Source organism: Nitrobacter sp. JJSN, assembly GCF_051912485.1.
Classification (GTDB): Bacteria; Pseudomonadota; Alphaproteobacteria; order Rhizobiales; family Xanthobacteraceae; genus Nitrobacter.
The window spans coordinates 2,925,635-2,938,231 of the sequence record NZ_CP196822.1; the positions used below are offsets into that span (position 1 = coordinate 2,925,635).

Genomic DNA, 12,597 nt, shown 5'->3' on the forward strand with positions numbered 1-12,597 from the left:
TGCGCTCTTAAGCTAGATGCCGTAATCGGCCGGCCTTCGCAAACATAGCCAGGTTGGGTGGCTGTCCCTCAGAATGATGGTATTGAGCCGCGCCCCCGGCTGAGTGTTCGCCCTTCTTCGTCATCGTGGTGTCATCGATCACCAGCACTTCATCATCACCGCCGGAGGCTGAATTGCTGATTCATGCCTAGCCTCCTTCGATCAGGGCGATTTGGCGACCTTGCTAGACGTCAAACAGCAGACTGTAAGCCGCTGGGAAGCTGGCACGTCGCGTCCGCGAGAGAAACAGCTGCCGCTCATAGCGAGTAAACTCTCTGCGAACCTCGACGATCTTCGGGCTGCGGCGGGCTTCACCGATGAGACGGTTGTCGCCAGCTTCGATCAGCCGTTTCCCATAGGTAAGCGCTCAACCGCTGCCCCATTGATGTGGGCTTGACGTTTTGCGGAATCTCCAGGGCATGAGGTCTTCGATTTTGCTTTGAGGATGGCCGGCGATGATTGCCTCGTAAGCGCTCAGTTGATCCCCTTGTATCGGGTTAGCATCGAACATGCGAAGAATCCTCCGGTTGTGACGGAGGTTTTGGATGGTGTTAGACTGTCAATCGGCGCCGAAGTTTGACCCCGTATCGGCGTCCAAATTTGCCCCCTTTGATCGACGAGATTTAGCGGTAGCGCTCGGTCCGTCGGAGCTGGCCGGGATTGCGGAGACGGACCGAGCGCGGGTTGTTTGATCATCGTCGCGGCTTTTGAAGCGCCAGCTGTCGTTGCCGGTTTCGACGATGTCGCAGTGGTGGGTCAGACGATCGAGCAGCGCGGTGGTCATCTTGGCGTCGCCGAACACGCTGGGCCATTCGCCGAAGGCGAGATTGGTGGTGACGACGATGGAAGTGCGCTCGTAGAGCCGGCTGACGAGATGGAACAGAAGTTGTCCGCCGGATTGGGCAAATGGCAGGTAGCCGAGTTCGTCGAGGACGATGAAGTCCATTCGGGTCAGATGCTCGGCGATACGACCCTGCCGTCCGTTGCGGGTCTCGATCTCGAGACGATTGACGAGGTCGACGACGTTGTAGAAGCGCCCGCGGGCACCGGATCGAATGCAGCTTCGGGCGATGGCGATAGCCAGATGGGTCTTGCCGGTGCCTGTACCGCCGACCAGAACGGCATTGCGTTGCTGGGCGATGAAGCCACCGCCGGCGAGATCATTGACCAGCGTCTGGTTGATAGGGGTGCCCTCGAACTGGAAGCCATCGAGATCCTTGGCGAGCGGCAGCTTGGCGATAGTGAGCTGGTATTTGATCGAACGCGCCTGCTTCTCGTTGATCTCGGCATTGAGCAGGTCGCCGACAATGCGTTGCGGTTCGTGCTGGCGCTTGACGGCGGTCGCCATGATCTCGTCGAAGGCGGCCTTCATGCCATAGAGCTTGAGTTCGCTCATGAGGTCGAAGAGTTGAGTGCGTTCCATCAGACCGGTCTCCTGAGGTTGTCGTAACGGGCACAGTCAGCGATCGGCGCATGGCGCAAGGTCAGCGCCGCCGGGGTGAGGATGTTGGCTGGTGGCGCCGGCTCACGCTGGCGGGCGAGGATGTTGAGAACGACATCGGCGGAATGGACACTGTGGGCGATCGCCTCGGCACAGGCGGCCTCGACTGCCGGCAGTCCGTCGGTCAGCACCGCGTTGAGGATGTCGACCATCTGCCGATTGCCATCGTCGGCACCGGCGAGCTTGCGCCGCACACGCTCGATCGCGGCCGGCAGCACCCAGTCCTTGAACGGGGCGCCGTTGCGCAACGCGCCGGGTTTGCGAGCCAGCACCGGCACATAATGCCAGGGATCGTAGGTCGTCTCGCCGCGGCCGAAGGAACGCGGATGCTCGGCGACGATGCGTCCGTCCTGGCGGATCACGATGCGGTCGGCATAAGCTTGCACTTCGACGGGCCGCCCGACGGCGTTGGCCGTAACCGAGTATTTGTTGTTGTCGAAGCGCACCAGGCAGGTCTTCGAGACGGATGCCGGCACGGCATGGAATCCATCGAACCGGCCGGCATAGGGAACGAGCTTCGGCCGCTCGGCTTCGAACACTTCCCAGATCGTCTGTTCGGTCAGTTCCGGATGACGGTGCACCTTGGCGTAGGCGATGCACTTATCCAGCAGCCAGGCGTTCAACTCGTCGAGGGTTTTGAACCGCAGCCGCGGCGTGAAGAAGCGCTCCCGGACCAGCCCAACCTGGTTCTCAACCTGGCCCTTCTCCCAGCCCGAGGCCGGCGTGCAGGCGACCGGATCGACCAGGTAATGGCTGCACATCTGCATGAAGCGGCGATTGTAGAGACGCCCTTTGCCGACGAAGATCGTCTCCACCGCGGTCTTCATATTGTCGTAGATGCCGCGGCCGCAGGTGCCCTTGAACAGAGCGAAGGCCCGGTCGTGGGCGTCGAACACCATCTCCTGCGTCTCGCGTGGATAGGCGCGAGCGAACAGCATCCGGCTGTGACAGAGCCGGACATGAGCGACCTTCACGATCACCGTCACGCCATGCAGCAGGACAACCTCATGGCTCCAGTCGAACTGGTAGGCTTCTCCCGGTGCAAAGCTCAGCGGGACATAGGCCGCCGCCGTCGATTGTCCGCGCTCCTGGCTCCACCGTCTGGCGTAACGTCGCACAGCATCGTAGCCGCCGTCATAGCCGCGCCCGCGAAGCTCTTCGAAGACCCGGATCAGCGTCAGCTGTTCGCGAGCGGACTTCGCCGCGTTCGACGCCAGCAATCCGTCGAGATCAGCGGCCCATCGCCCCAGCTTCGGCCGCGGCTGCACCGCACGTTCGTACTCGAATGAGGTCTCCCCAGACCGCAACACCTTGCGGACCGTGTTCCGCGACACCTTCAGGTCGCGTGCGATCTCCTTGATCGTCTTGCCCTTGATGAAGTGCTCGCGGCGTATCCGCGCAATCGTCTCCACGATCAGCATCCCCAACCACCTGCTTCGTTCCAAAGCAGGCAGCGCAACAGACCAACCTATCGGGGGTCAATTTTGGACGCCGATCCCCCGGCTCAGGGGGTCAATATTGCAGGCCGAATAACAGGCAATTCGCGGCGTGCACGCATAAACGCATCTTCCGAAGTGCTCCATGGACCGATCTCGACCCATTCCACTGTATCGAGAACAAGCCTTCGGAAGCGTGCCGACTGAACTGCCTCCAGCGTTTGCCCATAGCTCTTTAGGCGCTTGCGCGCGAACATATTGCTGAGGCTGACCAGCCCGGGCTCGTTGGGATACCGCTTGCGCAGCGGTCTGATCACTTCGACAAGGAGCGTATCCAGATTCCGCGCCGGGCCGAGTTCCTGCGTCAACCATTTTAGCTCGGACTTTATTGCGCTCGCTCGGTCGTCGCCCACCACAGGCGAAAAGAGTGAAATGGCGGCACGAAGGCGTCGCAAAGCGACGCGCATTTGGTGCAGCGCGTTGTGGTCCCGTTCCATCATTGCCGGTAAGTTGGTGACCAGATGGCGCAAGCACGCCCGGCCGACTAGTGTGAAGGCGCGACCAGACGTCATTCCCGGACTTAACTCCGGATCACGCGCTGTTTCGGCGCCAATCGCGGCCTTCTCGATCAGGTCATAACCGCGCTCAGACTTGCTTTTGAACTCGAGATGGGCCGGAATGATATCTAATATATTGCGCGCAATTTTGAAAAGGTCGGCGGGATTGCCGCGCTTCAGTTCAATCTCCGAAACTGAAAGCGAGGAGCCGGCAGCGAAAATCTTCCCCTGGTCAATCGCCATGACCACGTCGGCGCCATTTCTATTCAGATGATAGGCCGTGCGCTTAATTCGGATCTCAAAAACCGGCTGCAGTGCGTTATCCGGTTCGTTGACGAGAATGACGCCAAGGGCCGTATCCTTCACCAGGGTGAGATCTGGTCGATTACCCTCGATCACCTGCTCCCACTCGGCTCGCTCGAAGTAGCCGCCGCTAGTGTTAGCGGCCTTGACGGTTTGGATACGCATGTCGCCCTTGTGGCGCACCCGCAAGGTGAATCCGTGATCGCGCAGCAATCGACTATCGGAATCAAAATAGACTGATTTCAGCGTTTCACTGCTGGGACTTCGGAGCATGTCGACAAAACTTGGATGATTTTGGAGCGCAACGATATCCTCGGGTGAAACCCAAAGTTTCATTTCGATCTCGGTTGGCTCGCCGACCACTACCCGTCACCGATCAATAACTGATGTTGTGCTGGTCCAAGGCGCTCCGCCTAACGTCACAAATCTATCACGCAATAGTAACCTTGGGCACCAGCTTTCTTGCTGATGCTCCAGGCCCGCGAAATGAACTCACACAAAGCACGCAGATGCGTAAGGCAAAACAATTGAAAGCCCAGAGCTTCGCCGGTCATTTTGGATTTTGTGACAGTTTAATGACGCGCAAGGCCCGATACATTGCGGCGCGTTTCCTCGAGACGGCCACGGATCTCGCGAACCGACATTCGACGGGCGTACATCGAGATGATCTTCTCATCGAAATCCGGAAAGGCCTCGAAGAAAGATCTGATTGCTTCGGTCAAAATTGGCGAAAGCCGATTTTGTCGCGCGCGTCGCAATGACGAGGCTGTCGATTCCAACCTCATCCGTTTTAGCCGCCGTCAGGCGGCCTTTGAGGTCCACACGCCGAATTTGAGCAGCAAGTTCTCGATTTCCTCGGCCGGCCTTGCCGAACTGAACAGGAAGCCCTGAACTTCGTTGCATCCTTCCGCGCGCAGCCATTCGAGTTGTTCCGCAGTCTCGACGCCTTCCGCAGTCGTCGTGATATTAAGACTGCGCCCGAGCCCCGATATGGCGCGCACGATGGCCTCGCAATCGGGCCGCTCGGCCAGATCGCGCACGAACGAGCGATCGATCTTGATCTTGTCGAACGGGAAGCTCCGCAAATAGCTCAGGCTCGAATATCCCGTGCCGAAGTCGTCCATGGAAATGCGCACGCCCAGTTCGCGCAACTGATGAAGCGTCGCCAGATTGGCCGTAGTCTCCGCCAGGAAGACGCTTTCGGTAATTTCCAGCTCGAGCCGCAGCGGCGATAGGCCCGAATGCGCCAGCGCGGCGATCACCGCGGACACGAGGTTACGGCTGCGGAACTGAACCGGTGACAGATTGACCGCTACCTTGATGTCGGACGGCCATTTCACGGCGGCGGCACAGGCTTCGCGCAAAACCCACTCGCCGATCCCGACAATCAATCCGATGTCCTCGGCCACCGGAATGAACTCGGCCGGAGAGACCATACCCTTGGCCGGGTGCTGCCATCGCAACAGCGATTCGAAGCCCGTGATCCGATCTTGGGCGAGGTCGATCAGCGGCTGGTAATGCAGCTCGAATTCGCCGTTGGCCAGCGCTCGCCGGAGATCCAGCTCCATGTCGCGCCGCTTCTGCGCGAGCCGATCCATCTCCCTCTCGAAGAAGCGATGGATTCCACCGCCATCGGATTTCGCGCGATACAACGCCATGTCTGCGTTGCGCAGCAGCTCATCGCCGGCTGCGCCGTCGCCGGGCGACAGCGCAACGCCAATGCTGGCGCCGATCACCACCTCGATCCCGTCGATGTTGTAGGGCTTGCTGAGGGTCTCGATCAACCGCACGGCGCAGTCGCTCGCTTCGTTCGGCGACCCGACCCGTGTCAGCAGCACGGCGAATTCGTCGCCACCGAGCCGGGCGGCGAGATTGCCTCCGACGACCGCCTGGCGAAGACGCTCGGCAACTAGCGTCAACAGACGGTCGCCTGTGTAATGACCGAATGAGTCATTGACGTTCTTGAACATGTCAAGGTCGATGCAGAGCACTGCCGTCACCCCAGCCGAGGCCGGTGCCTGCTCCAGCGCCTGTCCCAGCCGGTCCTGAAAGGCAACGCGATTGGCCAGATTGGTGAGACCGTCATGGTGGGCCATGTGCGCCACCCTGGCTTCGGCTCGTTTGCGTTCGGTGATATCGACGCACGCCACCAGGAAACCATCGCGCCCTGCGAAGGGAACGCGCCGGCCGAAGGTCAGCACCTGGATTTCGCTTCCGTCCGCCTTCAGATGCCGCCAGTTGCGGTCGGACTGGTAGACGTCGGTAAGCTGCCGCACCGCCTGCATGTTCGCATCGCGCTCGTCGGGCGGCCAGATGTCCTCCAGCTTCATTCGCAGGAATTTCGCCCGGTCATAGCCATAGTGTTTCACGGCGGCGTCATTGACGCCGAGAAAGCTGGTGGTTTCAGCGTCGAACACCCACATCGGCACGGGATTGTTGTCGAACAACAGACGAAAGGACTCCTCGCGCTTTTTCAGTGCAGTCACGTCCGAGACGGTCACCGAGACCATATCTGCGAAGACCGTTACGCCCAGCTTCAGATCCCGTTCGCCGCTGCCGATCTCAATGGAGTCGCCGCAACCGTTGATGGCTGCCCTGATCAGCCGCCGCACCACATCCGGCACACATAGCGAATGACCGCCGGCGCTCAAGCGCTGCCATCGCAGTTCCCCGGGCCGGCATTGCAACAACCGCGATGCGCTGTCGTTAAGATGAACGATCTGGAAATCGCAGGGATCACCGGAGACATTGCGTATCGTCGCAAGCGACAGGATACCCTCGCTCGTCGAAGCGAAAATCGCGTCGAGAAGATTATAACGGGGATTGCGCTCGTTGACGTAGGCACCGATCAACTTTCCACCCCAGCGGGACGACGTCGGCAAGGCGAGTACATCGTAGGTTTGCACCAGGCCGTCCCGCACGCAATGCGCGACATCGAGATGCGGCCGGTTGTTGTGAAGCGCAGAGGTCACAGCCTGCTCGAGCGCGGTCGCGCAGTCCGGCGGCAATACAGCGAGCGGTGCATCCCATGCCGCCTCGCCCAGCCACTCCTGGACATAGCGTCCGGTACGCAACACCTCGAGGGATTTATCCGCGCCACGCAGCAGCGCAATGTTGTCCGCAAGCCGACCAAGACTTCCCAACATTACCTCTTCATAAGGAGGCAGCGTCGATCCCGGGCGCAGCGCTGCGTCCCATTTGCGCTGAAGAACCGCAATGTCACTGAACAAGTCGGTATTGAACGTCTTTGCTGGCATTCTCACGGCGCTCACGATGTGCCCCCACGCAACGCTAACTCGTTGCGGCGCATCCAAGTCGGTAGGTATTTAAGCAGCGTGAATAACACCGCCGCGAGTGAGGCAAATCGCACGCAAGCGGTAAAGTTTGCTTCGATGGTTAGTGCGAATTAGCGACTATGACACTTTGATGACAACCATTCGCGCCTGGCTACCACGTTTCAGTGTGCGACGATTTCAATCTCGCCGCCGGACAGCTCGCGCCAGGATTCGACCGCGGACATGTACGCCGCGGCGGGCCAGCGATCGAGGAACGCCCTTGCCGTCTCTGGAGCTTGGTCTCGAGGCTGGGTGAAGATCTCCCGCGCAAACCCATCATCAGCGTTCACCTGCCGGCGCCGAGCCGCCATTCGATCGGCGAGGTCTTCCGGGCTGCTGGGCATCGCGGGTACTGCGATGCAGAGAATGTAATGCAGCTTCCAAATTGGAACTCCACCGTGGGGCGTGACCGACTGGCTAACACCGATTCACCAAATCCCGCTACGTGAGCGGCAGGCTGTGGAGGACGTCACGCGGGTCGGCAAGGAGCGGAACCTTCCTCTCGATTACGGCAATGATAAACGTCTTGCGGAAACGCTGAACAGTGACGATCCGAGCATTTCGAAGAGATCGCCAGGCTATTAGGCAGTCCTGAAACAACAAAAGGCCCGACCGCCGATTAGGGCCGCCGGGCAAGTTGTGGGCGAACAGGCCGAGCCCGAGGCCCTGTCCCGCAGGGCGCCGTTTACCGGTGATTCGTGACAACCCCGTGTAGGGGCCGAAATAGTGGCGCGGATTACTTGCGCTCGCGCCGCTGGGGCGAGTGAAATCAGGAGCGCGCGGAAGGGGATTATCTGATCTCACCATTCGTGACCCCATGCCAGATGTCAAACACGCTGCTATCTGGAGATGGCGTGCCAGTGGTGGTTGCGAGATCGGCCTTCCCGATCCCCACCTGCAATCTTAGCAGCCCCGTGGTCGCATGCAGGGTCTGGCCGGATGTGCTATGATCTTTTGCCATGCCCCCAACACCGCAATCAGTCATCGAAACGCGCCGACACCAGATGTTTCCAGTTCTGGAGCCGGCGGAGATCGAACGGATGCGCCGCTTTGGCAAAATACGCCATTATCAAGCGGGCGAAGCCCTGCTGGACGTCGGCAAGGTCGCTCCGGGCTTCACCATCATCCTGGCCGGTCAGGTGAATGTCACCCAGCACGACCAGTCGGACCATGGCCGGCTGATCGTGACCCATGAGCCCGGCTCGTTCATGGGCGAACTGGCGCAGCTTGCCGGCCGCCCGTCTCTCGTCGATGCTCGCGCGGAGGATCCAGTCGAGGCGCTGATCATCCCGCCCGACCAGCTTCGCGCCTTGCTGATCGCCGAGGCGGAGCTGGGCGAGCGTATCATGCGCGCGCTCATCCTGCGGCGTGTCGGCCTGCTGGAAACGGGCGCCGGGGGACCGATCATCATCGGACGTGCCGGGAATGGCGACGTGCTCCGGCTTCAGGGATTTCTCCGGCGCAACGGCCATCCGCAACAGCAGCTCGATCCCGAGAGCGATCCGTGCGCTAAAGTGCTGATTGATCGCTTTCAGGTGGACGTTAGCCAACTGCCGATCGTGCTGTGTCCGGGCGGACAGATGCTGCACAATCCGACCGAGGCGGAGCTTGCCCGCTGCATCGGCCTGCTGAACCCGATCGATCCCGACCGGCTCTACGATGTCGTCATCGTTGGCGCCGGACCGGCCGGTCTCGCGGCGGCGGTCTATGCCGGCTCGGAAGGGCTTTCGACACTGGTGCTCGACTGTCGCGCCTTTGGCGGACAAGCCGGTGCCTCGGCCCGGATCGAAAATTATCTCGGCTTTCCGACCGGCATCAGCGGCATGGCGCTGATGGCCCGGGCCTACAACCAGGCGCAGAAATTCGGGGTCGAGATGGCCATTCCGGATGAGGCCGTCCGCTTGGACGGATGCGATTCCGGCCACAGGCCACTGACGCTCCAACTGGCCAACAACGAATGCGCCAGGACCCGGTCGATCGTGCTGGCGACCGGCGCCCGCTATCGGCGGCTCGCGGTGGAAGGTCTCGAATCCTTCGAAGGCACGAGCGTGCACTATTGGGCTTCGCCGCTTGAGGCAAAGCTGTGCGCCGGCGAGGAGGTCGCGCTGGTCGGTGCCGGCAATTCCGCGGGCCAGGCCGCAGTCTATCTGGCGAGCAACGTCAGAAAGGTCTGGATGCTCGTGCGCGGCGCGGATCTCGCCGACAGCATGTCACGCTACCTCGTGGACCGGATCGCCGGCCTGCCCAATATCGAAGTGCTCACGCATACCAATGTAACAGGTCTAGAAGGACACGACGGCGTTTTGGAAGCGGTCCGCTGGCGTCGACGGGGAACGGAGAACGACACGCGGCAGCCGCTCCGGCACATGTTCCTGTTCATCGGTGCCGACCCGAATACCGATTGGCTCGCCGGCACCGGTATTGCGCTGGATGCAAAGGGATTCGTGCTGACCGGCGCGGCGGATGGTACGAACCGGCGCGCCCTCGAAACCAATCGCCGCGGCGTCTATGCGATCGGTGATGTTCGATCGGGCTCGGTAAAACGAGTCGCCGCTGCCGTTGGCGAAGGTGCACAGGTCGTCGCAGCGCTGCACGCCGCTCTCGCGGCGACGCAGGACGACCAGCGCGGGCTTCAGGCGGCGTCCTGACGCGCGCCGATTTCAAATCGCGCCGTTTTCAAATGAAGCGCGGGATCGGGCCGTTGTGCGGTGTCTGGCTTCCCAGATCGACCTCGGTATCGTCGATAAAGCACCAGCCCCACCCTTCTGGAGGATCGTAGCCCTCGATGATCGGGTGCCCCGTCGCTTCGAAGTGCTGGCGCGCATGACGGTGCGGCGACTGATCGCAACAGCCGACGTGCCCGCAGCTCCGGCATAGGCGCAGATGTACCCAAGGCGATCCGATGCGCAGACATTCCTCACAGCCAAGCGCGCTCGGCGTGACGAGCTTAATGTGACGCGTATGCGAGCAACGCATGTGCAACCTCCCGATTGACCGATGCGAGACAAGGGTATCCTCGCTAAGCAACGTAATGATGCCGCCCAATCCCGCCAGCGATGCGGAAAGACGTTCGCCGCGATTGGCATCGCTGAGCGCGACGAGAACGAGAAGGCTCTCATCGCCGTCGTGTCTCATCAGCACCGTTTGTCCCTCATGCTGTTCAGCTCAACGGCTTCTCGCCAATGGTAACCGTCACGTCACGTGCCTCGCCGCCACGCAATACCCCGAGTGTGACCGGAGCATTTGCACTGTCTGGTCCCAGCCTACGGATCAGTTCGCGTGGCCCACGGACCTTCTCGCCGTTCCAACTGATGACGATGTCGCCCAGCACAATGCCGGCCGCTTTCGCCGGTCCTTCTTCATCGAGGCCGACAACGATGGCGCCCTGTACGTCGGCGTGGTGGATCGGGTGCAGCCCGGCGCCAAGATAGCCGCGCACGACATGGCCCTTGCTCCTTAACGTCGCGACCGTGCGCTCAATCGTCTCGTAGGGAATAACCAGCGCCCGCCGGCGCGGACCAAACAGCAACATCCCGACCAGTCCACCCCAGGCGTCCAGCACCGGCCCGCCCTCGAAACGTCGCCCTGTCATCACCGCCAGATTGATCCGACGGTCGATGGTGCCACCGCGCAGCGAGCGCCATGCCGGCCCGACCTCGCCCACTGTTCCGAGCACGGCGAGCGACGAAGCGCCATCACGCCCCGCCACAACGATAAGATGGCCTGGGCGCACCGGACCGGCTTTTTCAAGGGCAGGCGCGACTGCGGCAGTCGCCGACTTAAACAGTGCAATGCCGGTCGATGGATCGCGGCCGATCAGTTCGGCGCTCACCGTCTCGCCGGAAGCGAGCGAAAGCCGCAGTTCCTCGTCCGGCTCGACCGCCTCCTCGGCGGCGACGTAGAATCCATCGCCCCAATGAAAGGCCGTTGCCGTGTGGCCATGCTGGGTCACGAAACTGACGGTCGTCGGTGCGGCCTGTTCGGCAATGCCGGCGACCGCGTCGGAAAAAGCACCAAGATCGAAACTGCTCATCACTCCCTCCCGGGTTCAGCCCTTCTGGACTTTCGATACTCGGATATGGCTGCTCAGGATCGAGTTTTCCTACTCGCCTGACGGCTAGGGCGTGCGCCCACTGGCCATCCGGTCAGGTCGCGGAAGGACGGCGAGCTCAGCACATATAGGCATCCGCTTCTTGCCTTGCTTGGAAGGCCCATATGGCTCTGCCCGCGCCCGAACCGCAGCCGGATGACGCCCGCCTGCTCGATAGCTATTCCGCCACCGTCACCGACGCCGTCGACCGTATCGGTCCGGCCGTGTGCCGGATCGAACGTGTTGCCGCCCGCCGCGATGCCGGACAAGGCTCCGGCTTCGTCATTGCGCCGGACGGTTTGATCGTCACCAATTTCCATGTTGTCGGCGATGCGCGCGCTGTGCACGTCGCCATGCCGGATGGCGCGTCCACAGAAGGGCGGGTGCTCGGTCGCGACCCCGACACCGACGTCGCGTTGGTGCGCGCAGACGGGCATTTCTCCGACATCGCGCCACTCGGCGATTCCGGGCGCCTCCGCCGCGGTCAAATCGCCATCGCCATCGGCAACCCGCTCGGCTTCGAATGGACGGTGACGACCGGTGTCGTCTCGGCGCTGGGCCGCTCCATGCGCGCCTCGACCGGACGACTGATCGACGACGTGATCCAGACCGACGCTGCGCTCAACCCCGGCAATTCCGGCGGCCCCCTGGTCTCATCGGCAGGAGAGGTGATCGGTGTCAACACCGCTATGATCCATGGCGCGCAAGGCATCGCCTTCGCCGTCGCTTCCAACACCGCCAGTTTCGTCATTGCCGAAATCATCCGCTTCGGCCATGTGCGCCGCGCCTTCATCGGGGTCTCGGCCGACACGGTCGCGTTGCCGCGCCGTGCCGCACTGATGTCGCAAGTAACGAGCCGTACTGCCGTGCGGTTGCGCTCGGTCGAGGCGCATGCACCTGCGGCGAAGGCCGGCCTGAAGGAAGGTGACATCATCGTGGCGATAGACGGCCGTGCCGTTGGCGGAGTGGACGATCTGGTGCGCATGCTCGCCGCTGAAAGGATCGACAGGGAAACGGTGTTTACAGTAGTCGGCCGCTCCGGGGTCAGACAGGTAACAGTAATTCCAACGGCACGCCGCTGACTGCGAAACATCTACGTTCCCACCTGCAGGAAGAGGGCTCCGACGATGCCGTAACCCATTAGACAGCAGCTGATCGGTTTAGGTGCGGCCTGTTTCCGAGTATGACAGTTTTCAGGGCGACGAGCTTACCGATTCCAGAATGCATGCTGATGTACCAAAACACTCCGCTGCTTTCTGTCGAGCTTAGGTTTGTTTCTAGACAAGGTTGCGTGATACTTTTTGTCAAGTAACGCGCAGGTGCAATTGGGCAAGGT

The 12,597-nt window shown here is 61.4% G+C and carries 11 protein-coding genes and 1 pseudogene; 3 read left to right on the forward strand and 9 right to left on the reverse strand.

Annotation, left to right across the window (positions count from 1 at the left end; all coding sequences use genetic code 11):
- Positions 1-7 precede the first annotated feature (7 nt).
- Positions 8-124 carry a hypothetical protein gene (locus ACSZOQ_RS14360; RefSeq protein WP_439926072.1) on the reverse strand — a complete coding sequence of 39 codons (117 nt, stop codon included), beginning with the start codon at positions 122-124 and terminating at the stop codon, positions 8-10.
- A gap of 96 nt (positions 125-220) precedes the next feature.
- Between ACSZOQ_RS14360 and ACSZOQ_RS14365 the strand changes: the two genes are divergently transcribed.
- Complete coding sequence (locus ACSZOQ_RS14365; protein WP_439923149.1) at positions 221-436, forward strand: helix-turn-helix domain-containing protein; 216 nt, start codon at positions 221-223, stop codon at positions 434-436.
- On the opposite strand, the gene ACSZOQ_RS14370 is transcribed toward ACSZOQ_RS14365, so the two are convergent.
- The 6 genes and pseudogenes from ACSZOQ_RS14370 to ACSZOQ_RS14395 form a co-directional block, all read right to left on the reverse strand.
- Positions 407-550, reverse strand: a complete 144-nt coding sequence (locus tag ACSZOQ_RS14370) for a hypothetical protein (protein WP_439924577.1) — start codon at positions 548-550, stop codon at positions 407-409. The genes ACSZOQ_RS14365 and ACSZOQ_RS14370 overlap by 30 nt on opposite strands.
- Before the next feature lie 48 nt (positions 551-598).
- A complete protein-coding gene (gene istB / locus ACSZOQ_RS14375; RefSeq protein ID WP_439922720.1) occupies positions 599-1,462 on the reverse strand; it encodes an IS21-like element helper ATPase IstB in 864 nt (287 codons plus the stop codon).
- A gap of 8 nt (positions 1,463-1,470) precedes the next feature.
- Positions 1,471-2,961: pseudogene (gene istA / locus ACSZOQ_RS14380) on the reverse strand (IS21 family transposase); the annotation flags it as partial.
- An 83-nt stretch (positions 2,962-3,044) separates the two neighbouring features.
- Positions 3,045-4,172 (reverse strand): CYTH and CHAD domain-containing protein, encoded by a 1,128-nt coding sequence (locus tag ACSZOQ_RS14385; RefSeq protein WP_439923150.1) that lies wholly within the window; start codon positions 4,170-4,172, stop codon positions 3,045-3,047.
- A 464-nt stretch (positions 4,173-4,636) separates the two neighbouring features.
- Entirely contained in the window at positions 4,637-7,093 is a 2,457-nt protein-coding gene (locus tag ACSZOQ_RS14390) for a putative bifunctional diguanylate cyclase/phosphodiesterase (protein WP_439923151.1), read from the reverse strand.
- 200 nt (positions 7,094-7,293) lie between these two features.
- Positions 7,294-7,515 (reverse strand): hypothetical protein, encoded by a 222-nt coding sequence (locus tag ACSZOQ_RS14395; RefSeq protein ID WP_439923152.1) that lies wholly within the window; start codon positions 7,513-7,515, stop codon positions 7,294-7,296.
- Between the two features lie 615 nt (positions 7,516-8,130).
- Between ACSZOQ_RS14395 and ACSZOQ_RS14400 the strand changes: the two genes are divergently transcribed.
- The gene (locus ACSZOQ_RS14400; RefSeq protein ID WP_439923153.1) at positions 8,131-9,819 is read left to right on the forward strand and encodes an FAD-dependent oxidoreductase; all 1,689 of its coding nucleotides are present in this window, start codon (positions 8,131-8,133) and stop codon (positions 9,817-9,819) included.
- A 28-nt stretch (positions 9,820-9,847) separates the two neighbouring features.
- Here ACSZOQ_RS14400 and ACSZOQ_RS14405 read toward each other — a convergent pair whose 3' ends face one another.
- Positions 9,848-10,147 (reverse strand): UBP-type zinc finger domain-containing protein, encoded by a 300-nt coding sequence (locus tag ACSZOQ_RS14405; RefSeq protein ID WP_439926074.1) that lies wholly within the window; start codon positions 10,145-10,147, stop codon positions 9,848-9,850.
- Between the two features lie 184 nt (positions 10,148-10,331).
- Positions 10,332-11,204 carry a S1C family serine protease gene (locus ACSZOQ_RS14410; RefSeq protein ID WP_439923154.1) on the reverse strand — a complete coding sequence of 291 codons (873 nt, stop codon included), beginning with the start codon at positions 11,202-11,204 and terminating at the stop codon, positions 10,332-10,334.
- Positions 11,205-11,386: 182 nt separating this feature from the next.
- Between ACSZOQ_RS14410 and ACSZOQ_RS14415 the strand changes: the two genes are divergently transcribed.
- The gene (locus tag ACSZOQ_RS14415) at positions 11,387-12,343 is read left to right on the forward strand and encodes a S1C family serine protease (protein ID WP_439923155.1); all 957 of its coding nucleotides are present in this window, start codon (positions 11,387-11,389) and stop codon (positions 12,341-12,343) included.
- The last annotated feature ends 254 nt before the right edge of the window (positions 12,344-12,597 follow it).